Genomic DNA, 21,567 nt, shown 5'->3' on the forward strand with positions numbered 1-21,567 from the left:
CGTTAGGGCAAACTGATGCGTGAAAGCACGCCTAAATGATCGGAGCCCAAATAGGGGCGCAGCTCAACGCTGCCGGTGGCGCCTTTTGGCACCAACACCGAATCTATCGGTAAGGGCAGTAACCAACCGCCCAGTTTAAAGGTATTTCTAAAGGCGCCGAGGCGGTGGTTTCCGGCGGCTTGCTTGATCCGCTCAACGTTGCCGCCCCAAGGAACCATGTTGAAATCGCCCGCGATCAGTATCGGGCCTTTCAGACCCGCGATGCGCGTGGCGATGGTTTGGCTTTGTTCGTATTGATTAAACGGAAAGGGCCATTCCAAGTGAACAGATAAAACCCATATTGGCTGGCCATTTGGCGACAACACCTGAATCCCCGCCAGCCCGGCTTTGGCCAGGCAAAATTCAGAGCCGTCTACGACAGGTAACGAGGTTAGTATGGCTACGTCTTGCGCCGGTCGGAATTTGCATGTGACCGTGTTGGGATAGTGGTCAAACATGTTGGCCATGAACCGTCGGTTATGGTCGGAAACCTCTTGCAACGTCACAATCTCGGCGCCGGATGCAATAATATCGTCAGCCAATGGATAACGCGGCCAAGCCTTGGATAGCAGGTTCTTTTGGTAAAGCTTTAGACATCCATCCGTGCAATCCGTTCCCGAGGAAAAAACGCCGGGTGCAATTGAGCCGACCGCCATAACCGCCACGGCGAACGAGAAAACTGCACGGCGCTTTGCCCTCATCAAAAACATGATCACTGACAGCGGAATCAGCAACACGCCTGCCTGCGGTCGGACCACCGCTGCCGAATTCCCGAGTTCGAGAAAATACCCGCTAAATCCAAGTGGAACCAACCCAATCAGAACTGCCGCACTGCCAAATGCCAGAGCCCGCATGATCGCACTGTCAAACATTTTCTACGCCCTGTGCTGGGGAATGCGCAACGTGAACCAACCTAGTGCGCAAATGTCGGGCGCGCGTCCAGCGCCAAATCGCAATTCCCCGATCTGCGCCGACAATCACCGCTAAATCAAGGAAAACCATTGCGGCTTGGGGCAGGGGCGGAGTTGCTGGTGGGTAAGGGCAGATCTTACGCCATGCCAGATTGAAAACCATAGCCAACCCAATCTGATGGCGCACAGCTATGGTTGCCATCCGGCTTAGGATCATTAGATCCTAGTGGCAGTGCACTCTGCCGACGCTATTGTCCATATGACAGCACTGGCCAGGGGGCGAGTTTTTGCGACATCCGCCCCCATGGGCGCTAACCATGTGAGGTGCTGTAACCGCTAATAAAAATGCAAACAGCGCAAAACGCTTCATTGATATATCCTTTAAAAATGTAAATTTGGGTGACGCCATGCAGATAGGCCTGCGGCTTTGGCAAATAGCCCCAACCACCTGTTGGCGATCGGGGCGAAAATGATAAAATACTAGTGACGGCGCAATCTACGTCGTCTTATTCATAAATATTTTAGCCGCCAGAATTGTCAATATGATAATTGTCAGCGCGATCGCTTTTGCGTTTGATCGTCGCTATGCCTGAGGTATAAATGTGACTTAAGAGGTAGGGACAACCATGAACAAACTATCTGCACTCTTCTCGCTGCGCTGCATCCTGCGCGACATGGAAAAAGATATTGGCCTGCAAGAGTTAAGTGCACCAGAAATGGATGTGTTTCTTGCCGCAAATGCCATGGCCAGGGATGAGGGCGCAGCAGTTACGTCCGACCAGATCTATAGCCATGAAATGGCTTCGGGCCTCGCCCAGGCAACCTACCACCGCGCACTTAGGTCACTTGTAGGCATCGGCTTGATTGAAAAGGCCAATGGCTACAAGGTCGGGCTCTATGTTGTCCGAAGCGACTTGGTCGGTAAATGAATCGTTCAAGTAAGTTGTTTTCCATTGGTGGGGCTGTGCCCCGTCACTTTACGCGCAGCAGATTTTGCTGTGCCAAACTTCAATTCGCGCGGGTCGGCAGTCTTTCATGAACTTTCTGATCGTTGCCGCAGCGTATATTCTCGCGCACGGAGTGACAGCTTTGGTTGTGACACCGGTGCAGAGCATATTTTTCCCTGAATATACAGTCTTTGCCAGCCTGATCTATCTACCGCATGGCGTTAGGGTCTTGGCAACCTGGGCATTCGGTTGGAGGGCGATACCCGCGCTTGTGCTCGGCGTAACGATGTCAGCATGGCTTTTTTCTCCGACCGCTAGCCTGGAGTTTCTGGAACCTGACTTGGTGAAAGGCATACTCATCGGCGCCTTTTCGGCATTTCTGGCGTTCGAACTGGCGCGGTTTGTCGGGTACGACTCTTATTTTGGTCACATGAGAAAAGTGAACTGGAAAGTTTTAATCATCATAGGTGCGATATCCTCGATCATTAACTCTTTGGGGCAAACACTTGCATATTCCGGGCTTATTGGTCTGGGTAACATCCCCGGAACCTTGGTCATCTATGCTGTGGGCGACTTGGTTGGTCTTGTCGTCTGCATGGTGGTGCTAATGTTCTGCTTCCGTTGGGTCCGCTGGTTCAGCCTGTCAAAGGGGCAGTAGACGTAACGTCAAAACTCTTGACCAAGCCCTTTGGAATGCCGCTAATGAAGTGCCTCCCCGATTGGGCTATGGTTATGTCGTTTTCGGCCCGTAAGCCGCAGCTGATAAACGAGAAAAGCCGAAAGATACCGTGCGGAGGTTTCGGCAAATAACGCTGTTCAAAAGGCGAGGTGTTTTACGCGTTGAGCAAAGCCCAGATACTGATCGAAAACGCGGCCCCCGTAGCGCCTCGGGCGATCGCCCACCAGCGCCGGAAAGCATGGCGATAGGCCATAGGACATTACTTGGCGGAACAAGTTGCGCCGATCTTGACCACCTCAAAGAGTAAAGCGTAGCTTTGGATGAAAAGGGGGGCGCCTGCCCATTGGACAAGTTCCTCTTTGATGAAGTTCCTGAGATCCTTGGGTCACTAGAGATAAATCCCGAGTTTCTGAAGTGCATCATCCTCCACCTTTGGGGCACCGAGCACGCTATCGAGCATTCCGTGCCGAAGACTACGCTCATATTTGGCTACCCAAATGGCCGACTGCATAGGCTTCATGGATGACCACTGCTAGCTAAAACTTGTCGTCAGCTTCGCAGTCCACCAAACGCAAGTAGGAGAGGACACCGACAATTTGGGGCAGCCAATGAGGCATTCCGCAGAATCAACGTAATTTCAAGCTTTTGAAAGGATTTGTTTTTCAATCACCTAAGGTGATTGGCTGGGGCGGTAGGATTCGAACCTACGGTACACGGTACCAAAAACCGACGCCTTACCACTTGGCCACGCCCCAACTGAAGCGGTGTTTAGCGAAGCCTGCCGTGGGCTGCAAGGGGCTTTTGACGAAAAAATCACAACAAAATTTTCGACCTCGCAATGGGGCGTTGCAGGCCACCGGTTCTGGCCTTATCAGCAAGGCTATGCAGGTAGATGTAGCAATAATCGGGGCAGGGGCGGCTGGCATGTTTTGCGCGGCCGAAGCTGCGCGGCGCGGCAAAACGGTGCTGTTGATCGAGGCCGGAGCGGCTGTTGGCGAAAAGATTCGCATTTCTGGCGGTGGCCGCTGCAATTTCACGAATCTCGGAATCAGCGCCGATCGCTATCTTTCGCAAAATCCGCGGTTTGCGCTTTCTGCGTTAAAGCGTTTTACCCAATGGGATTTTATTGCACGGGTCGATGCCGCAGGGATCGCCTGGCACGAAAAGACCTTGGGGCAGTTGTTTTGCGATGGTTCGGCCAAGCAGATCATCGCCATGCTTGGCAAAGACCTTGAAGATACAGGCGTAAAGCTTTGGCTAAAAACCGAAATATCTGATATTGCCAAGGCAGGCACCGGGTTTCACCTTGCCACGTCACGCGGGGCAGTTACGGCCCAGAAACTGGTGATTGCCTGCGGGGGCAAGTCTATTCCCAAAATGGGCGCCAGCAGCTTTGGCTATAAGATCGCCGAGCAATTCGGCTTGGCCTTGATTGATACGCGCCCGGGCTTGGTGCCGCTGACCTTTGCCGAACAAGAGCTGGAGCCGCTGAAACCGCTTGCGGGTGTGGCCGTTACCGGTTCAGTCAGCACCGGCAAAACCCGCTTTGACGAGGCGCTTTTGTTCACGCACCGTGGGCTGTCAGGGCCGGCTGTGCTGCAAATCTCATCCTATTGGCGCGAGGGTGACCTCATTTCCGTAAATCTTTCGGGCCAGACCGATGCCGCCGCCCATCTGCGCGAGATGCGCGGGCAGGCGGGCAGGATCGCGTTGCGCACCGCTTTGACGCAGATATTGCCCGAACGGCTGGCGCGCCATATCGAGGCCAGCAGCGGCATGACCGGCAATCTTGCCGATCAGTCGAATGCCAAGCTCGACCAGGTGGCGCAGCTGGTGCATGATTGGCAAATGCGGCCCGTGGGTACCGAAGGCTATCGCACCGCCGAGGTAACGTTGGGCGGCGTCGATACCGACGCGCTTGATGCCCGAACGCTTGAGGCAAAATCCGTGCCGGGGCTGTATTTCATCGGTGAAGTTGTCGATGTAACCGGTTGGCTGGGCGGGTATAATTTTCAATGGGCTTGGTCATCTGGCTGGGCGGCGGGGCAAGCTGTTTGACCCCGTTTGTGGCATATCTGGATATCCTATAATCAATATTATGTAATATATTGAGATGGCAAATCCCTTGATTTGCCCTGCAGACTGGGATTTAGTCGGCCTATAATCCCATCATTGGTGCTTTATGTCCCTGACAATACGACCGCCAACCCAAAACGACAGGTTTGCTTGGGATACGCTGTATCAAGGCTATGCCGCGTTTTACAAAGTCGATCAAACCGCAGCCATGCGCGACACCGTTTGGTCCTGGCTGATGGATCCGGCGATGCAGGTGCATGGCTTGGTGGCGCAAGACAATTCCGGCGCGCTGCTGGGTCTTGCGCATTTCCGGCCGTTTGCACGGCCGCTTTCGGCCTCAACCGGTGGTTTTCTGGATGATCTTTTCGTCGCACCCGATGCGCGCGGCCAGAACGTGGCCGATGCGTTGATTTCGGCCATCCGCGACCATGGCACGCAACACGGCTGGACGGTGATACGTTGGATCACTGCGGATGATAATTACCGCGCGCGCGCTGTCTATGATCGGCTGGCCGAGAAAACCAAATGGGCAACCTACGACATCAAGCTTTGACGGCCCTGCCCTGATTTGTTGTCTTTAATACATTCAATTCTTGCAATGTGTATTTAAACCTATAAACAGGCGCAAACCTTTCTCGTTTGCAGGAGCCGACGTGCGCCGATATTTCCCGATTCTATCTTGGTCGCGCAGCTATTCACGCGACACGCTGGCCAGTGACGCAGTTGCGGCGGTTATCGTAACGATCATGCTGATCCCGCAATCCTTGGCCTATGCGTTGTTGGCGGGCCTGCCCGCGCAGGTCGGGCTCTATGCCTCGATCTTGCCCTTGGTCATCTATGCGGTCTTTGGCACCTCGCGCACCTTGGCTGTAGGTCCGGTCGCCGTGGCGTCTTTGATGACAGCCGCCGCTGTTGGCAAACTGGCGGCCATCGGCACGGCTGAATACTACGCGGCTGCCATCGCCTTGGCTTTTCTGTCGGGGCTGATGCTGCTGGCTATGGGGCTGTTGCGGCTGGGCTTTATCGCGAATTTCCTGAGCCACCCTGTGATTTCGGGCTTTATCACGGCCTCGGGGCTAATCATCGCGGCAGGTCAGATTCCGCATCTTTTGGGCATCAAAGCCAAAGGCGAAACCCTGACCGCGCTTGTGATGCAGATTTTAGAAAACCTGCATAATATCAATATCTTCACTACCGTTCTTGGTGCGAGCGCCGTGGGTTTTCTGTTCTGGTCGCGCAAGCATTTAAAGGGCTGGCTTCTGGCGCGCAACATCGGCCCGAACCTTGCCACCGTGCTGACCCGCGCCGCGCCAGTGGCCGCCGTTGCCGTGACCACGCTTGTCACCTTTGTCTTTGGCCTTGATGCCCGCGGGGTTGCGGTGGTGGGTACTGTGCCCCAAGGCTTGCCCGTCCCGACCCTGCCCCCGTTCGCGCTTGATCTGTGGTCGCAAATCGCAATGCCCGCATTGCTGATCGCGATTGTGGGATATGTCGAAACCATCTCGGTGGCGCAAACCTTGGCCGCCAAACGCCGCCAACGCATCGACCCGGATCAAGAGCTGGTGGCGCTTGGCGCCTGCAATATCGGCTCGGCGGTCTCGGGCGGGTTTCCGGTCACAGGTGGGTTTTCACGCTCGGTCGTGAATTTTGATGCGGGTGCGCAAACCCCTGCGGCGGGTGCGTTTACTGCCATCGGCATGGCGCTGGCGACGGTTTTCTTGACGCCTTTGCTGTTTTTTCTGCCCAAGGCCACTTTGGCCGCAACGATCATTCTGGCCGTGTTGACGCTGGTTGATCTGGGGGCCATTCGCCGCACGTTGGCCTATAGCCGCACCGATGGCGCTGCAATGATTGCGACCATATTGGTGACGCTGGCAATGGGCGTGGAGTCGGGCATCCTTGCCGGTGTGGCGCTGTCGCTGTTCTTGCACCTCTACCGCACGTCACGCCCGCATGTTGCCATCGTTGGCCAAGTGCCAGGGACCGAGCATTTTCGAAACGTCGATCGCCATGCCGTTATCACCGCGCCGGATGTGCTGACCGTGCGGGTCGATGAAAGCCTCTATTTCCCGAATGCCCGTTTCCTTGAGGAGTTCATCCAAGAGAAAATCGCCGTGAACAAAGCAATCCGCCATCTGGTGCTGATGTTCCCGGCGGTGAATGCCGTCGATAGCTCGGCTTTGGAAAGCCTTGAGGCGATTAACCAGATGCTCAAGGATTCCAACGTCACCCTGCATATGTCCGAGGTGAAAGGTCCGGTGATGGACCGCCTGCGCCGCAGCCATTTTCTCCAAGATCTGACCGGCGACGTGTTCCTGACGCAATATGACGCGATGGCCCAACTGGCACCGGACCTGACCCGCAAAACCCTTGCCGCCTGCCGCCGCAATACCCTGCGCAACGGCGGGCAATAGGTAAAACGCAAAACGGCCCGAGGATACCCCGGGCCGTTTTGATTTGGTCTAAAAGAACCGCTTAGCCAGCCAGAGTTTTTGCAACTTCAGCAGCAAAGTCTTCTTCTTTTTTCTCAATGCCTTCGCCAACAGCAACGCGCGCAAACGCGGTCACAACAACGCCGGCATCTTTGGCAGCTTGCTCGACAGTGATGTCAGGGTTCATAACGAACTTCTGGCCCATCAACGTGTTTTCTTCGAGGAACTTTTTCATCCGGCCCGGGATGATGTTGTTCTCGATTACCGAATCCGGCTTTGGCTTGGCAGATGCCGCGTTCTCTTCCAACGCTTTTTGCGTTTGAACAGTGCGCTCGCGCTCTACCACAGCCGGGTCCAACTCGGCTTCGGACAAAGCCAGAGGCGAGGTTGCTGCAATATGCATTGCAATTTGCTTGGCAATCCCGTTGTCAGTGCCTTTCACAGCAACCAACACACCGATTTTGCCCATGCCATCGGCTGCTGCGTTGTGCACATAGGCGGCAACGCTGTCACCCTCAACCACAGCCATACGACGCAGCGAGATCTTTTCGCCAATCACAGCCACTGCCGAAGTAATGGTGTCTTCGACCGACTTGCCTGCCACTTTGGCAGCGGCCAGTTCTTCTACCGTTGCCACACCCAATGCAGCTTCGGTCACGCCGGCAACCAGCTTTTGGAAATCGGCGTTCTTGGCCACAAAGTCGGTTTCCGAGTTGATTTCAACAGCAACACCTTTGCCACCGGAAACCGAAACACCCACCAAACCTTCTGCCGCGATGCGGTCAGCTTTCTTCGCAGCCTTAGCAAGGCCTTTGGTACGCAGCCAGTCGATGGCGGCTTCCATATCGCCTTCAACTTCGATCAGCGCTTTTTTTGCGTCCATCATGCCGGCACCCGACATTTCGCGCAGTTCTTTTACCATTTGTGCGGTAATCGCCATGGCGGCTCTCCTCATATCATGCAGAAATCCCGGCGGGGCTTAGCCCCACCGGGTAACATTAAGACGACAAGTCTCAGGCGTCAGCGACAGCTTCTTCCTCAGGCGCTTCTTCCAAAGCACCAAGGTCGATACCAGCCGCGCCCATTTGCGCCGACATACCGTCCAGCGCTGCGCGCGAAACCAGATCGCAATAGAGCGCAATCGCACGGGCCGCATCATCGTTGCCCGGGATCACATAATCAACGCCTTTAGGCGAGCAGTTGGTGTCAACCACGGCCACAACCGGAATGCCCAACTTGTTGGCTTCCAGAATAGCAAGGTCTTCTTTGCCAACATCGATGATGAAGATCAGATCAGGAACGCCGCCCATTTCGCGGATACCGCCCAAGGAAGCCTGCAGTTTGCCCTGCTCGCGTTCCATGTTCAGACGCTCTTTCTTGGTCAAGCCTTCGGCGCCATTGGCCATCAGCTCGTCATATTGCTTCAAGCGCTGGATCGACTGGGAAACAGTTTTCCAGTTGGTCAGCGTGCCACCCAACCAGCGGTGGTTCATGTAGAACTGCGCCGACTTTTCAGCAGCTTCAGCAACAGCTTTTTGTGCCTGACGCTTGGTGCCAACGAACAAAACGCGGCCGCCTTTTGCAACTGTGTCGCGCACAACTTTCAATGCCTGGTCAAGCATCGGAACAGTTTGTGTCAGGTCGAGAATGTGAATCCCGTTGCGATCGCCATAGATGTACTCACCCATCTTTGGGTTCCAACGTGCAGTCTGGTGACCGTAGTGTACGCCTGCTTCAAGCAGCTGGCGCATGGTGAACTCTGGAAGAGCCATGTCCGTTATCCTTTTCCGGTTTAATCCTCAGCAGAGCCGTCTTCAGAACAGATGTTCCAACCGGCGGACCTTTCAGGATTTCTCCCTGAAAAGGCCCAAGCCCCACTTGTGAAGTGCGCAGCCCATACCCTGCCCTAACCCCGATTGCAAGCACCGTTCCCCACCTCGGCACCCGGAACCTGCGTTTTTTAGGTATTTGGGCCAAGATGAAATGCGTCCGCCTTTCTTTTCGGTCAAAAATATCCCCGCCGGAGGCTCCAACGCTTCACCCTTGCGCAGGCCTGAACAATGCGCGAAAACGCAGATATGAAACATGATATCCTTTGCATTGGCTCCGTCCTTTGGGATGTGATCGGTCGGTCGTCCGCGTCTATGCGGCTTGGCTCGGATGTGCCGGGGCGCATCACGCGATTGCCCGGTGGTGTGGCGCTGAACATTGCGATGGCCTTGCGCCGTTTTGGCGTAAGCCCTGCGCTGCTGTCTGCCGTTGGCCGCGATGCCGAAGGCGATGAGTTGGTCGCGCGCTGCAATCAGTTGGGCCTGTTTACCGAAACGCTCTACCGTTCGGATGATCTGCCTACCGATATCTACATGGCCGTAGAAGGCGCAAACGGCTTGATCGCCGCCATTGCCGATGCCCATTCGCTGGAGGCGGCGGGCGATAAAATCCTGCGCCCTTTGGCCGATGGTCACCTGGGCAGTGCGGCTGCACCCTATTCCGGCACAGTCGCGCTGGACGGCAACCTGACCGAGGCTCTGCTGGCCCAGATCGCAACATCGCCGCTGTTCGCACGCGCCGATTTGCGTGTAGCCCCCGCCAGCCCGGGCAAGGCCGAGCGCTTGCTGCCGCTGCTCGCGCATCCCAGCGCCACGCTTTATGTGAACCTTGAAGAGGCAGGCCTTCTGGCCAAACAAGCCTTTGCCACCGCGCCCGAGGCCGCAGCCGGCCTGCTCGCGCGTGGGGCCGCGCGGGTTCTGGTGACCGATGGCGGCAACACCTGCGCCGAAGGCAGCCGCGGCGCCGACATCATCACAGCCACCCCGCCACAGGTTATGGTTGCCCGCGTCACGGGTGCCGGCGATACCTTTATGGCCGCGCATATCGCGGCGACCCGCCACAACGCCACCCGGCAAGAGGCGCTGACCCGCGCCATAACTGCCGCAGCAGATTACGTATCCGGAGATATAGGAACATGACCAACGCCCCCCTGACGATTCTTCCTGAAATTGCTGATGCCTTGGCCTCGGGTGGCCCCGTAGTCGCGCTGGAAAGCACGATCATCACCCATGGCATGCCCTTTCCGCAGAATATGGAAATGGCGATGACGGTCGAGCAAGACATCCGTGATGCAGGCGCCATCCCCGCGACCATCGCTGTAATGAATGGCAAAATCCACATCGGTTTGTCGCCAGAACAGCTTGAAAAGCTGGCGCAAACCCCCGATGCGCGCAAATTGTCGCGCGCCGATATGGCGGCCTGTATCGTGTCGGGTGACACCGGCGCCACCACAGTCGCCGCCACCATGATCGCCGCGCGGCTTGCGCGGATTGATGTGTTTGCCACCGGCGGCATTGGTGGGGTACATCGCGGGGCCGAAACCTCGTTCGATATCTCGGCCGATCTGCAAGAGCTGGCGCAAACCCCCGTTACAGTGGTCGCAGCTGGTGCCAAAGCCATTCTGGATATTCCCAAAACCATGGAAGTGCTGGAAACCCTCGGCGTGCCGGTCATCGCCTATGGCCAATCCGAGCTGCCCGCCTTTTGGGCCCGCACCTCTGGCCTGACGGCCCCCCTGCGCTTTGATACTGCAACCGAGATTGCCGCGGCCCATATGATGCGCGCGCGCCTTGGCCTGACGGGCGGCCAGCTGATTGCCAACCCGATCCCGCAGGCTGACGAAATCCCGCTGCCGCAAATCAGCCCGATGATCGAACAGGCCCTGGCCGAGGCCGAGGCCAAAGGCATCGCCGCCAAATCGGTAACGCCCTTTTTGCTGGACCGCATTTTTGCGCTGACCAAAGGCCGCTCGCTGACGGCCAATATCGCACTTGTGCGCAACAACGCGCGTTTGGGCGCCGAAATCGCGATTGCAATCAGCAAAGCCCGCAAAACCCCCTAAGATCAGGCGGATTGCAATTGTAGTTGCAACCTGGCCCACCTAAATTACCTTCGGTCAAGATTGGACCAGAAAGTTTGAAATGACCGAGCCGACCCCACCAGCGCCCAAAAAACGCGGCATCTTCGCCGGTCTGCGTAGCAGTTTTCTAACCGGGCTTGTCGTGGTTTTACCCATCGGCCTTACGCTCTATCTGATCTGGACGGTAACGGGTTGGATCGACGGCTTGGTCCTGCCCTTCATCCCCGAGAGCTATCAGCCCTCGGAATGGTTCGGGTATTGGTTCTGCCCGTCATTGTCCGAGCCCGCGACCGGCCTCTCGCGTTTTTGGGCCTCTGACCCGGCAAAGCCGCCGTTTTTCTGCAAGGAAAACGGCATCAACCTGCGCGGCACCGGGGTTATTATCTTTCTCGTGTTCACCATTTTCATGGGGTGGATTGCCCGCGGGCTTATTGGCCGTTCTTTCCTGCATTGGGCCGAACGGCTGGTGGACCGCACGCCGATTGTGCGCTCAATTTACAGCGGTATCAAACAGATAGCCGAAACCGTCTTTGCCCAAACCGATCAGAATTTCGACAAAGCCTGCCTTGTTGAATACCCGAAAGAGGGTATCTGGGCGATCGGCTTTATCTCGACCTCGGCCAAAGGTGAAATTGCCGCAAAATTCCCCGAGCATGACGAAATGCTGTCGGTCTTTTTGCCCACCACGCCTAACCCGACCTCGGGCTTTCTGCTGTTCGTTCCCAGCTCGGATGTGCGTATGCTGGATATGAAAATTGAGGATGCGGCAAAGCTGATTATTTCGGCGGGCCTTGTTTATCCGAACGGCAAGGACAAAGACGGGGTCGCAATCAGCCAGCCGACGGGCTCGGTCAAGTAGCGCGATTGTGGCGCGCGCGCCGTCACGCCCCCAATTTCTGCCTTGAACGCCGCGCCATTCGGCGCAGCAGTCGTCGTACCCAAAATTGCAATCACGATGATGCCGGTGTCACGCCGCAAACGATTCAGCCACAGCAAAAGCACGTACCGCGCGGCGACGCCACTGGGCTTGGATCACAAAGCAGTCCAGCCACCATCAACCGAAATCGTGGTGCCGGTAATCTGATCTGCAGCCGCCGAGCATAGGAAAGCAACCGTGCCGCCAATCTGTGCGGTCGTCGCAAACTGGCGGCTTGGCTGACGCTCCAGCATCACCTCTTTGATCACGGTTTCCCGGTCCATCCCGTGCTTTTTCATCTGATCCGGAATTTGCGCCTCGACCAGCGGGGTCAGCACATATCCGGGGCAAACCGCGTTGCAGGTGATGCCTTGGCCCGCTGTCTCCAGCGCTGTCACTTTCGAAAAGCCGACGACCCCATGTTTGGCAGCAACATAGGCCGATTTATAAGGGCTTGCCGTCAAACCATGTGCCGAGGCGACATTGACCACCCTGCCCCAGCCCTTGGCCCGCATCAAAGGCAATGCCGCCGCTGTCGTGTGAAACGCCGAAGACAGGTTGATCGCCAAAATCGCGTTCCACTTGTCGATTGGAAATTCCTCAATCGCGGCAACATGTTGGATGCCTGCATTGTTCACCAATATATCGCAGGCACCGGCTGCTGCAATCAACGCACGGCAGGCTGCCCCATCTGACATATCGGCCTGAATATAACGCACGTTCACACCATGCTCTGCCGCAATCTCTGCCGCCAAAGCGTGGTCTTCGGGCCGATCGGTGAACGAGTTGATCACCACATCAGCGCCCGCCCGCGCCAGCTCATGGGCAACGCCCAACCCGATACCCGAGTTCGACCCTGTGACAACGGCAGTTTTTCCGGCAAGTGACATATGACGCTCCCTAATTGTGCACCTGCAGCAATAGCGCAAAGCCTCCTCAAAATCGAGCCTATAAAGTTACGCAACCATATACCGATCTGATCTGGGCTTACCCGCCATAGCGGCCACTACGGCCCGTGCCGTTGCACGTGGCAACTCTGGCCGCGCCAACACCATTGTACTTTGGTTCAGGGTCGCGCGCCGCGCCTCTTTGCCCATGGCCATTCGGGTGACAGGGCAAAGATACAGGCTTTCCAGCAACATCCCTTCAACGACAATAACCTCGTGTTTCTCAAACAACAGATTGTACAGCAAAAGCCCCGGCCTCTGCTCCTTACGCAAGCCGGCCAGCCCAACCAAATGCGATGCCACGGCGAATGCCTCGGTCAATCCGGCGAAAAGTTCCACACATCCACCGCGCAGGCATATGCGATGCTGGCAAGACAGCACCAGCTCACGCCGGTTGCCCAAAGCACCTTTGGGCAAAATGACTACCGCTCCCGCGACAGAGGTGACCAAAGCGCGCAAAGGCTGCATCCCGTGGTCTTGTGTCCAGATCAACTGGCCCGCAACCAGGCTTTCAACCGGCAGGTAACCCTGATCTGTCAAGACCCGCGCGCCTTGGCCCAAACACATCGCGGCAAATTCCAAAGTATTGGTGGCAAAATTCTCCCATGCTTGGCTTTTCTCATTATAGAAATCCATCGGAATGCCATAAAACTGCACCGAGCCTGCGCCGAAATCATAAACAAAACCAACGGCTTTGCTTTCGTCGCCGCCATCCAACGTCATCAACACCGTGGCACCTGCAGGCAATGTCGCGGCGCTCACATAGCCGTGGGTCGTATAAGTGCCGCCGTCAATCGATGCATCAGTAATAACGCCGCCGGCCCCGTGGCCCACCGCCCCCTCGCCGGCCTCGGTCAAATCTGCGCCCCCGGTCAAGGCGCGCATATGCGTCAGCTTGGTTCCCGGCAGGATATCTTGCGGATTGGCCACCCCGATCGCGCGGTCAAACACCACCATATTCATACCGCCATGCACCGCGTCCGAAATGGCCGACATGTTATTGGTGAACTCGGCGTTATAGCCCTTGTTGCTGCCGTTCCAGACATATAGTGCGTCCAATCCGGCCAGTTGCGACGCATCAGGTTCGGTAATCAGAACAGGGTTGTGACCGGCAGCGATGATGTCATCGCGCATATCACCGTCGCCTTGCCCGGCCGTCATAGAATAATAGCCGATATTCGCCATGTCGCGCCTAGCCCCCTTCGTGTAGGGCCATATTGAACGCAAGGCGCAAACAAAGCGTAAACGGCTGCAAGTCTGCCACATCAAACCAAAAAAAAACGCCAGCACAAGGCTGGCGTTAAGTTATTGAGGCAGGTTTCATACAGGCAAGAAACCTATCGAGCAGTCCGTACTTTATACGCCTTAACTTTCGGCGGGCCAAGTAAAAAGTTTGAAAATCCGCAAAACCAGACGTAGTGTCAGCGCCAAGGAACTCTGGGGAAATGGGAATAGCAACGGTATGAAGCATCAAATTTTCGCGACTTTTCGCACTGCAATGGCCGTGTTTTTACTAAGTGCAACAGCGATTCCCGCCTTTGCAACGCCAAAGCACGCCATAGCTATGTATGGTGAACCGGCACTTCCACCTGATTTTGTGTCATTACCCTACGCAAACCCCGATGCACCGGCTGGCGGGCGCATTGTTTTTGGCGAATCGGGCAGCTTCGATTCGCTTAACCCGTTCATCCTAAAGGGCCGCGCACCGTGGGGCCAAACCGGCCTGACAACCGAAACGCTTTTGGGCCGGTCTTATGACGAACCGTTCACGCTTTACGGGCTTTTGGCCGAATCGGTCGATACCGATGACGCCCGTACCTATGTCGAATTTACCCTGCGACCTGAGGCACAGTTTTCAGATGGCAGCCCAGTCACCGCCGAAGACGTGCTCTGGTCGTTCCAGACGCTCGGCACTGTCGGCCATCCGCGCTATCTGAATTCCTGGACCAAAATCGCCAGCGCCGAAATCACTGGCCCGCGGTCTGTCAAATTCACCTTCAACACCCCCGACCGCGAACTGCCCCTGATTATGGGCCTGCGCCCTGTGCTGAAAAAATCGCAATGGGAGGGCAAGGATTTCACCGAATCCACGCTTGAGGCCCCAATCGGCTCGGGGCCCTATACCATCGGCAAGTTTGAAACCGGGCGCTTTATCTCATTCGTCAAGAATCCGAACTGGTGGGGCCGCGATCTGGCTTTTAACAAAGGCCGCCATAACCTTGACGAAGTGCGCTATGACTATTTTGGCGATGATGGCGTGGTGTTTGAGGCATTCAAAGCCGGCGAGATCACCAGCTACCGTGAAACCAACGCCGCCAAATGGGATCAGCAGTATAATTTCCCCGCCGTTCAGTCTGGCGAAATCGTGAAATCCGAAATCCCCCATTCCCGCCCCTCGGGCATCGATGGTTTTGTGATGAACACGCGCCGCCCGCAATTTGCCGATTGGCGCGTGCGTCAGGCAATGATCCTTGCGTTCAACTTTGAGCAAATCAACACCACTGTTACAGGCGGCACAGCCCCCCGCATTCAATCCTATTTCTCCAACTCTGTCCTTGGCATGGAACCCGGTGCACCTGCCTCAGGCCGTGAATTAGAGCTGCTGCAACCCTTTGCCGCCGATCTGTTGCCCGGTGTGATCGAAGGCTATGCCCTGCCCGTAGCCGACGGTGCCACCAATCGCAAAAACATCCGCGCCGCCAAAAAGCTGTTGGAAGAGGCCGGTTGGACAGCCGATTCCGCAGGTGTCTTGAAAAATGCCAAAGGCAAAACCTTTACCTTTGATATTTTGCTGAACAATGGTGCGGCCGAGGTTATCACCATCGCCAACATGTATATCGAGGCGCTTAAACCCCTTGGCATCACCGCCACGCTGACCACGATCGACAGCGCCCAGATGACCGAGCGTACAAATGCCTATGATTTTGACATGACCCACATGATCCGCAACATGTCGCTGTCACCGGGGAATGAGCAAAACTTCTACTGGGGCGCCGCCGGTGTCACCGAGCCGGGCAGCCGCAACCTTATGGGCATGAATGTGCCCGCAGCCCAGGCGATGATCGACACGCTGCTGAATGCCAAATCCCAAGAGGATTTCATCGCCGCCACCCATGCCCTCGACCGGATCCTGACCGCGGGTCGCTATGTTGTGCCGTTCTGGTATGAGAAATTTTCGCGTCTGGCGCATGTCAAAGGCCTGAAATACCCTTCAAACCTGCCGATTTATGGCGATTGGCCGGGCTTTCAACCTGATGTATGGTGGTTTCAGCAATAACCTTCGCCCCGCAAGCTGCCTTGCGGGGCTAATATCAAAAACACGGACAGGCATATGAAAAAGCTTCCCTCTCTTTCCACTCTGGTCGCATTGACCCTGCTTGCGGCCCTTGGCGCCTGCGGCACGGTCGAAGGCTTTGGCCGTGACATCTCATCGGCCTCGAACCGCGCATCACAATTGTTTTAACATCCGCGCGATCAAGCCAGCTTGAACAAAATCAAGAAACGCCATATGCCGCGCGCTCAAAGGCGGCATGCCTTGCAGAGCCGAAAGGTTACCCGTGACAAACGCCACACCGAAACCCCGTATCTTCCGCCCCACATTGTCGCCCACGATTCTGAACCTGCTGGTCGCAGCGTTCATCATGGCGGTGCACAATGATACTTTCTGGCAGCGCAGCATCTCGATTTTTGAACTGCCGCTGACAATTGCCGTCTTTGGCGGCGCCGTCTTTGCGCTGACCTGGCTGATCGTGACCTTGTTTGCGGTACGCTGGCTGCAAAAGCCGGTATTGGCGTTCCTGCTGATCCTCGCGGCGGTTACTTCGTACTACCAAGACGTGCTGGGCGCGACCATCGACCGTGAAATGATCCAGAACGCGATCACCACCACCGTCACCGAATCCAAACATCTGATCACGCCGGCCTTTATCCTGCATGTGCTTTGGGCCGGGGTTTTACCCGCTGCACTGGTGTTCTGGGTCAAGATCCGCCGCGCGGCACCGCTGCGGGCGGTGTTGAACTGGGGCATGATGGCAGCCCTGTCGGTTTCCCTGTGTGTCGGCCTGTTGCTATCGCATTTCGCAACCTTTTCGGTCGTGCTGCGCGGCCAAAAAGAGCTGATGGCAAGCTATCAACCCGGCGCGCCATTGGCCGGGGCCTTGCGCTATGCCCGCATGTTGCAAAAGGCCGACGCGATGCCGCTGCAAGCCTTTGGCCAGGATGCCAAACCATCGGCCACACTGGCCGCGCAAACCAAGCCGGTTTTGCTGGTGGTCGTCGCAGGTGAAACCTCGCGCGCGCAAAACTGGAGCCTGGGCAGCTATGACCGGCCGACCAACCCCGAACTGGCCAAGCGCGACATTACCTATTTCCCCAATGTATCGTCTTGCGGAACCGCGACAGCCGTTTCCCTGCCGTGCATGTTTGCCACCTATGGCCGCAGTGATTACAGCTATGAGCTGGGCCTCAGCACCGAAAACATGCTCGATATCCTTGCCCGCACCGGTTACCACGTTGAATGGTGGGACAATAACACCGGTGACAAAGGCATCGCCGCGCGCCAGACGATGGAAAGCATCATCACCTCGACCGACCCGCGCTATTGTGCCGATGGCGAATGCACCGACGGAATTTTCCTTGATAAACTGGCAGCCTATGCCGACAGCATCACCCAGAACACCGTGCTTGTGTTGCATATGATCGGCAGCCATGGCCCGTCTTATTACCTGCGCTATCCGGCAGAGTACGAGCATTTCACCCCGACCTGCAAAACCCCCGAACTCAAGACCTGCTCGACCGAAGAAATCGTCAACGCCTATGACAATACAGTCGTTTACACCGACCATATTCTTGCCAGCATGATCGATATTCTGGCCGCACAAACCAAGGCCACATCGGCATTGTTCTTTGTGTCGGACCATGGCGAGTCCCTGGGGGAAAACGGACTTTACCTGCACGGCGCGCCCTATTTTATCGCGCCTGAATATCAAACCCGCGTCCCTATGCTGACCTGGATTCCGCAAAGCTATGCCGATGCGTTCCACATTCAGCGCGACTGCGTGGCCAAAGAGGCCTCGGCCGAGATCAGCCACGACAATATGTTTAGCACCGTGCTGCGCCTTGCCGGTGTGGATACCAGCGTGATCGACCCAAAGCTTGACCTGATCGGACCCTGCCTCAATGCCAACTAACCCCAAGCCAAAGCCAGAGCGCATCACCGGTATCCGCCATCTGTTTGCCGCCGCCGGCTATTCCATCGCCGGCTTGCGCCGCCTGTGGGGTGAAACCGCCTTTCGGCATGAGGCGCTGGGCCTGCCCGTGATCAGCGCCTTATTCTGGGCCGCATCGGCACCGCTATGGGCGTATGGCGTGTTCTTGATTTTGTGGTTGCTGCTGATTGCAACCGAGGCACTGAACACGGCGATCGAGGTGCTTGTGGATCACGTATCGCCCAACTGGTCCGAGGCGGCACGGGATGCCAAAGACCTCGGCTCGCTTGCCGTTATGGCGCTGCTTTGGGCCAACGGGGTGTTTGTGGTCTATGTCTTGATGCGTGGGTTTGCGTAGGTGGGGCTTTGCCTAGGCAGGGGTTTGCGTAGGCGGGGGCGTTGCCCCCCTGCACCTTAAGGTGCATTCCCCCCAGGATATTTGGGGATAGATGATGACGAAGATCATGCCATGCTTTAGCTGAGGGACGTGACCCAGAGCACGGTCGCGTCTTCTTGTGAGAGGCTGATCAGGTTGTGGCCCATCGAGGCGTCGTAATAGGCGCTGTCGCCGCGGCGCAGATCGACGGATTCGTAGAATTCGGTAAACAGACGCACCACGCCGGTAAGGACATAGAGGAACTCTTCGCCGTCATGGCGTACCCAGCCGTCGAAATCGTCAAAACTGCGGGCGCGGATGGTGGCCTGATAGGGCAGCATGTTCTTTTGCACCAGCCCGGCGGCGAGCAGCTCGTGTTCATAGGTGGTGGTGGGATGCGCCTGGCCTTGGCCTTGCTTGGTTACGGCCATACGGCCCATCACCTGATGGCGGCTTGGCGGGGTAAAAAGCTGGGGCACCGAGATTTCCAAACCACCTGCCAGTTTTTTCAGCGCCTCATAGGTGGGCGACATTTGCCCGTTCTCGATTTTGGAAAGGGTGGAGCGTGCAAGGCCTGCCTCATTGGCCGCCTGTTCCAATGTCCAACCGCGTGCCTTGCGCAGCTCGCGCACCCGCGCACCAAGGTCAAGCTGGGTCACATGGCTGTCGCCACGCTGGCCATCACGGGCAATGCGGATCAGATTTTCACCTTCGCTCATCTTGGCACCCATCCAAAGCTTGCTTTGCAATACGCGGGCAGCACCGGCCTTGCAACGCCCTCGGGTGCGGTTTAGCAAGATCTTATGCTTTCAATCACGCCTCCCTCTGATTATCCCGCCTTGCCCGCCCGTTTCAATATGGCGGCGCATGTGCTGACGCAGGCAGTTGCCTTGGCCGGTAAACCCGCGCTGGAACTGCTGCATGCCAAACATACCGAAGTCTGGACCTATGCCCAAATGGCGCGGGCTGTGCAGGGGGTGGCATGTGGTCTGTTGGCGCAAGGTTTGGTGCCGGGCGACCGCGTCTTGATGCGGCTGGGCAATAGTGTGGAATTTCCGGTGCTGTTTCTGGCGGCGATTGCGGCGGGGCTGATACCAGTGCCAACTTCGGCCATGCTGACCGGCGCTGAGGTGACAAAGCTGTGCCAGCTGGTGACGCCAGCCTTGATAGTGGCTGATGAAGATGTGGCCGTACCCGAGGCCCCTTCCTGCCCGGTTTTGCCCGCCGCAATGCTGGCCGATATGCACAGCTTGCCGCCACAGCCTTTCGCGCTGGGCGATCCGAACCGGCTTGCCTATATCATCTTTACCTCGGGCACCTCTGGCCAACCTCAGGCTGTGGCCCATGCCCATCGCGCCATTCTGGGCCGTGCGATGATGCTGCAAGGCTGGTACGGGCTGACGCCGGATGACAGGCTGCTGCATGCGGGCGCGTTCAACTGGACCTATACTTTGGGAACCGGTCTGATGGACCCTTGGACCATGGGCGCCACGGCCCTGATACCCGCGCCGCAGACACCGGCGACGGCTTTGCCTGACCTGCTGGCCCGCGCCAAGGCCACGATTTTTGCTGCCGCCCCGGGGGTTTACCGCCAGATGCTGCGCCACCCCCTGCCCGCCTTGCCGCATCTGCGCCACGGGCTTTCAGCGGGCGAGGCATTGCCCGATACAACCCGCCGCGCATGGACTGCCGCCACAGCCACCCCGATTTATGAAGCGTTTGGCATGTCTGAAATTTCAACCTTCATTTCAGGCAGCCCCGATCACCCGGCCCCGGCTGGCAGCACCGGTTATGCCCAACCGGGGCGGCATGTGGCGCTGCTGGATGATGCGGGCCAACCCACCGCCATCGGCACCCCCGGCATTCTGGCCGTAGATCGCCGCGACCCCGGCCTGTTTCTGGGCTATTTCGGTGATGCGGCCGCAACTCAGGCGCGCTTTGCCGGTGACTGGTATCTGACCGGCGATACCGGCCTAATGGCCGCCGATGGTGCAATCACCTATCTGGGCCGCAAGGATGATATGATGAACGCCGGCGGGTTTCGCGTCTCGCCGCTAGAGGTCGAGGCCGCAATGGCAAGTTTTCCGGGCCTGACCGACAGCGCCGCGATCGAGCTGGAGGTGAAGGCAGGCGCCTCGATCATCGCACTGGCCTATGCCGCCGCCACCCCTTTGCCCGACCACGCACTGGCCGCCCATGCTGCCGCAGCACTTGCCCGCTACAAACAGCCCCGCGCCTTTTTCCATCACACTGTTTTGCCTCGGAACGCGAATGGCAAGCTGAACCGCCGCGCTTTGCGCCAAACCATTTCCCAAAATCTGGACGCCCCATGATCCGCCTTGATATCTTTTCCGACCCGATCTGCCCTTGGTGCTATATCGGCAAAACCCTGCTTGATCGGGCCTTGGAAAGCCGCCCCAACCACCCCTTTAGCGTGGAATGGCATCCGTTTCAGTTGAACCCTGACATGCCTGCCGAAGGTATGGACCGCCGCGCCTATCTGGAAGGCAAGTTTGGCGGCAAACAACAAGCGGTCGAGGTCTATGGCCGTATCGCTGAGGCGGCCAAAGCAGCCGGCATCGAGATGGACTTTGCTGCCATCCAGCGCACACCCAATACGCTGAACGCCCACCGCCTGATCCATTGGGCGGGGCTAGAGGGGCGGCAAAACGCCGTTGTTGCAGCCCTGTTTCGCGCCTATTTCAAGGATGGCCGCGATATTGGCCACACCGACACTCTGGTCGATATCGCCAAGGTTTGCGGCATGGACCCCGAGGCAACCAAGCGCTTGCTGGCCACCGATGCCGACTGCGCCGACCTGACGGCCCGTGATACCGATGCCCGTCAAAAAGGCGTGACCGGCGTGCCCGCCTTTCTGATCGCGCAGCAATATATGATGCCGGGGGCGCAGCCGGTGGAAACATGGCAAAACGTCATCGACGAATTGCTCGAAACCATCGCGACCAAAGATTAACCCACGCCGCGCGCCGCCCCGTGCAACAAACTTGGCCTTGGCGGCGCAGTCAGGGGTACGGCTTGTCGCCACATTGCAGCGCGGCTTCCGCGCTTTTCTGCCTTGTCCTTTTTGGCATTGCGGGCGATAACTCTTGGGCGTGACTGTGATCCG

At 57.2% G+C, this 21,567-nt stretch carries 20 protein-coding genes and 1 tRNA gene; 14 read left to right on the top strand and 7 right to left on the bottom strand.

Annotated elements, in window-relative coordinates:
* Positions 1-2 precede the first annotated feature (2 nt).
* On the bottom strand, positions 3-911 hold the full coding sequence (locus AKU79_RS04240) for an endonuclease/exonuclease/phosphatase family protein (RefSeq protein WP_050522340.1): 909 nt from the start codon (positions 909-911) through the stop codon (positions 3-5).
* Positions 912-1,576: 665 nt separating this feature from the next.
* On the opposite strand from AKU79_RS04240, the gene AKU79_RS04245 reads away from it, so the two are divergent.
* Together AKU79_RS04245 and AKU79_RS04250 are read left to right on the top strand one after the other, a co-directional pair.
* Positions 1,577-1,879: a hypothetical protein gene (locus tag AKU79_RS04245; protein ID WP_050522341.1), complete on the top strand. Its 303-nt coding sequence runs from the start codon at positions 1,577-1,579 to the stop codon at positions 1,877-1,879.
* 106 nt (positions 1,880-1,985) lie between these two features.
* Positions 1,986-2,555: a hypothetical protein gene (locus AKU79_RS04250; RefSeq protein WP_050522342.1), complete on the top strand. Its 570-nt coding sequence runs from the start codon at positions 1,986-1,988 to the stop codon at positions 2,553-2,555.
* 701 nt (positions 2,556-3,256) lie between these two features.
* On the opposite strand, the gene AKU79_RS04260 is transcribed toward AKU79_RS04250, so the two are convergent.
* Positions 3,257-3,331, bottom strand: a tRNA-Gln gene (locus AKU79_RS04260).
* 127 nt (positions 3,332-3,458) lie between these two features.
* Here AKU79_RS04260 and AKU79_RS04265 point away from each other — a divergent pair.
* The 3 genes from AKU79_RS04265 to AKU79_RS04275 all read left to right on the top strand — a co-directional run bounded on the left by AKU79_RS04265 (position 3,459) and on the right by AKU79_RS04275 (position 7,066).
* Entirely contained in the window at positions 3,459-4,634 is a 1,176-nt protein-coding gene (locus AKU79_RS04265) for a BaiN/RdsA family NAD(P)/FAD-dependent oxidoreductase (RefSeq protein WP_050522725.1), read from the top strand.
* Between the two features lie 124 nt (positions 4,635-4,758).
* Positions 4,759-5,205: a GNAT family N-acetyltransferase gene (locus AKU79_RS04270; protein ID WP_050522344.1), complete on the top strand. Its 447-nt coding sequence runs from the start codon at positions 4,759-4,761 to the stop codon at positions 5,203-5,205.
* Positions 5,206-5,305: 100 nt separating this feature from the next.
* Positions 5,306-7,066, top strand: a complete 1,761-nt coding sequence (locus tag AKU79_RS04275; protein WP_082223920.1) for a SulP family inorganic anion transporter — start codon at positions 5,306-5,308, stop codon at positions 7,064-7,066.
* A 61-nt stretch (positions 7,067-7,127) separates the two neighbouring features.
* On the opposite strand, the gene tsf is transcribed toward AKU79_RS04275, so the two are convergent.
* Together tsf and rpsB are read right to left on the bottom strand one after the other, a co-directional pair.
* The gene (gene tsf / locus AKU79_RS04280) at positions 7,128-8,024 is read right to left on the bottom strand and encodes a translation elongation factor Ts (RefSeq protein ID WP_050522345.1); all 897 of its coding nucleotides are present in this window, start codon (positions 8,022-8,024) and stop codon (positions 7,128-7,130) included.
* A 73-nt stretch (positions 8,025-8,097) separates the two neighbouring features.
* Positions 8,098-8,856: a 30S ribosomal protein S2 gene (rpsB, locus tag AKU79_RS04285; protein ID WP_050522346.1), complete on the bottom strand. Its 759-nt coding sequence runs from the start codon at positions 8,854-8,856 to the stop codon at positions 8,098-8,100.
* Positions 8,857-9,162: 306 nt separating this feature from the next.
* Here rpsB and AKU79_RS04290 point away from each other — a divergent pair, with 306 nt between their 5' ends.
* From AKU79_RS04290 to AKU79_RS04300, 3 genes are all read left to right on the top strand, one after another.
* Positions 9,163-10,053, top strand: coding sequence for a PfkB family carbohydrate kinase (locus AKU79_RS04290; RefSeq protein ID WP_050522727.1), 891 nt, complete (start codon positions 9,163-9,165; stop codon positions 10,051-10,053).
* The gene (locus tag AKU79_RS04295; protein WP_050522347.1) at positions 10,050-10,976 is read left to right on the top strand and encodes a pseudouridine-5'-phosphate glycosidase; all 927 of its coding nucleotides are present in this window, start codon (positions 10,050-10,052) and stop codon (positions 10,974-10,976) included. Before AKU79_RS04290 ends, AKU79_RS04295 begins: the two co-directional genes overlap by 4 nt.
* A 79-nt stretch (positions 10,977-11,055) precedes the next feature.
* Positions 11,056-11,853, top strand: coding sequence for a DUF502 domain-containing protein (locus AKU79_RS04300; RefSeq protein WP_050522348.1), 798 nt, complete (start codon positions 11,056-11,058; stop codon positions 11,851-11,853).
* Between the two features lie 173 nt (positions 11,854-12,026).
* On the opposite strand, the gene AKU79_RS04305 is transcribed toward AKU79_RS04300, so the two are convergent.
* Complete coding sequence (locus AKU79_RS04305) at positions 12,027-12,800, bottom strand: 3-hydroxybutyrate dehydrogenase (RefSeq protein ID WP_050522349.1); 774 nt, start codon at positions 12,798-12,800, stop codon at positions 12,027-12,029.
* A 66-nt stretch (positions 12,801-12,866) separates the two neighbouring features.
* Positions 12,867-14,042, bottom strand: a complete 1,176-nt coding sequence (locus AKU79_RS04310) for a Hint domain-containing protein (protein ID WP_050522350.1) — start codon at positions 14,040-14,042, stop codon at positions 12,867-12,869.
* 277 nt (positions 14,043-14,319) lie between these two features.
* On the opposite strand from AKU79_RS04310, the gene AKU79_RS04315 reads away from it, so the two are divergent.
* The 4 genes from AKU79_RS04315 to AKU79_RS04330 all read left to right on the top strand — a co-directional run bounded on the left by AKU79_RS04315 (position 14,320) and on the right by AKU79_RS04330 (position 18,422).
* Positions 14,320-16,134, top strand: coding sequence for an extracellular solute-binding protein (locus AKU79_RS04315; RefSeq protein WP_408002831.1), 1,815 nt, complete (start codon positions 14,320-14,322; stop codon positions 16,132-16,134).
* 54 nt (positions 16,135-16,188) lie between these two features.
* On the top strand, positions 16,189-16,320 hold the full coding sequence (locus AKU79_RS19840; protein WP_269430753.1) for a hypothetical protein: 132 nt from the start codon (positions 16,189-16,191) through the stop codon (positions 16,318-16,320).
* Positions 16,321-16,414: 94 nt separating this feature from the next.
* A complete protein-coding gene (locus AKU79_RS04325) occupies positions 16,415-18,046 on the top strand; it encodes a phosphoethanolamine transferase (protein WP_231580100.1) in 1,632 nt (543 codons plus the stop codon).
* A complete protein-coding gene (locus AKU79_RS04330; protein WP_050522353.1) occupies positions 18,036-18,422 on the top strand; it encodes a diacylglycerol kinase in 387 nt (128 codons plus the stop codon). Before AKU79_RS04325 ends, AKU79_RS04330 begins: the two co-directional genes overlap by 11 nt.
* 116 nt (positions 18,423-18,538) lie before the next feature.
* On the opposite strand, the gene AKU79_RS04335 is transcribed toward AKU79_RS04330, so the two are convergent.
* On the bottom strand, positions 18,539-19,159 hold the full coding sequence (locus AKU79_RS04335) for a helix-turn-helix domain-containing protein (protein ID WP_050522729.1): 621 nt from the start codon (positions 19,157-19,159) through the stop codon (positions 18,539-18,541).
* An 84-nt stretch (positions 19,160-19,243) separates the two neighbouring features.
* Between AKU79_RS04335 and AKU79_RS04340 the strand changes: the two genes are divergently transcribed.
* Both AKU79_RS04340 and AKU79_RS04345 read left to right on the top strand, forming a co-directional pair.
* Complete coding sequence (locus AKU79_RS04340; protein WP_050522354.1) at positions 19,244-20,773, top strand: class I adenylate-forming enzyme family protein; 1,530 nt, start codon at positions 19,244-19,246, stop codon at positions 20,771-20,773.
* Positions 20,770-21,414, top strand: coding sequence for a DsbA family oxidoreductase (locus AKU79_RS04345; RefSeq protein ID WP_050522355.1), 645 nt, complete (start codon positions 20,770-20,772; stop codon positions 21,412-21,414). The genes AKU79_RS04340 and AKU79_RS04345 overlap by 4 nt, the downstream gene beginning before the upstream one ends.
* The last annotated feature ends 153 nt before the right edge of the window (positions 21,415-21,567 follow it).

The sequence above is a fragment of the Pseudorhodobacter wandonensis genome, assembly GCF_001202035.1.
Lineage (GTDB): Bacteria > Pseudomonadota > Alphaproteobacteria > Rhodobacterales > Rhodobacteraceae > Pseudorhodobacter > Pseudorhodobacter wandonensis.

Bases quoted from the DNA above. Each gene is read 5' to 3' on its own strand.
- AKU79_RS04270 (WP_050522344.1), top strand. From the start codon at position 4,759: ATGTCCCTGACAATACGACCGCCAACCCAAAACGACAGGTTTGCTTGG.
- rpsB (WP_050522346.1), bottom strand. From the start codon at position 8,856: ATGGCTCTTCCAGAGTTCACCATGCGCCAGCTGCTTGAAGCAGGCGTA.
- AKU79_RS04330 (WP_050522353.1), top strand. From the start codon at position 18,036: ATGCCAACTAACCCCAAGCCAAAGCCAGAGCGCATCACCGGTATCCGC.
- AKU79_RS04305 (WP_050522349.1), bottom strand. From the start codon at position 12,800: ATGTCACTTGCCGGAAAAACTGCCGTTGTCACAGGGTCGAACTCGGGT.
- AKU79_RS04315 (WP_408002831.1), top strand. From the start codon at position 14,320: ATGAAGCATCAAATTTTCGCGACTTTTCGCACTGCAATGGCCGTGTTT.
- AKU79_RS04245 (WP_050522341.1), top strand. From the start codon at position 1,577: ATGAACAAACTATCTGCACTCTTCTCGCTGCGCTGCATCCTGCGCGAC.
- AKU79_RS04345 (WP_050522355.1), top strand. From the start codon at position 20,770: ATGATCCGCCTTGATATCTTTTCCGACCCGATCTGCCCTTGGTGCTAT.
- AKU79_RS04340 (WP_050522354.1), top strand. From the start codon at position 19,244: ATGCTTTCAATCACGCCTCCCTCTGATTATCCCGCCTTGCCCGCCCGT.
- AKU79_RS19840 (WP_269430753.1), top strand. From the start codon at position 16,189: ATGAAAAAGCTTCCCTCTCTTTCCACTCTGGTCGCATTGACCCTGCTT.
- AKU79_RS04300 (WP_050522348.1), top strand. From the start codon at position 11,056: ATGACCGAGCCGACCCCACCAGCGCCCAAAAAACGCGGCATCTTCGCC.
- AKU79_RS04265 (WP_050522725.1), top strand. From the start codon at position 3,459: ATGCAGGTAGATGTAGCAATAATCGGGGCAGGGGCGGCTGGCATGTTT.
- tsf (WP_050522345.1), bottom strand. From the start codon at position 8,024: ATGGCGATTACCGCACAAATGGTAAAAGAACTGCGCGAAATGTCGGGT.
- AKU79_RS04240 (WP_050522340.1), bottom strand. From the start codon at position 911: ATGTTTGACAGTGCGATCATGCGGGCTCTGGCATTTGGCAGTGCGGCA.
- AKU79_RS04250 (WP_050522342.1), top strand. From the start codon at position 1,986: ATGAACTTTCTGATCGTTGCCGCAGCGTATATTCTCGCGCACGGAGTG.
- AKU79_RS04335 (WP_050522729.1), bottom strand. From the start codon at position 19,159: ATGAGCGAAGGTGAAAATCTGATCCGCATTGCCCGTGATGGCCAGCGT.
- AKU79_RS04295 (WP_050522347.1), top strand. From the start codon at position 10,050: ATGACCAACGCCCCCCTGACGATTCTTCCTGAAATTGCTGATGCCTTG.
- AKU79_RS04290 (WP_050522727.1), top strand. From the start codon at position 9,163: ATGAAACATGATATCCTTTGCATTGGCTCCGTCCTTTGGGATGTGATC.
- AKU79_RS04310 (WP_050522350.1), bottom strand. From the start codon at position 14,042: ATGGCGAATATCGGCTATTATTCTATGACGGCCGGGCAAGGCGACGGT.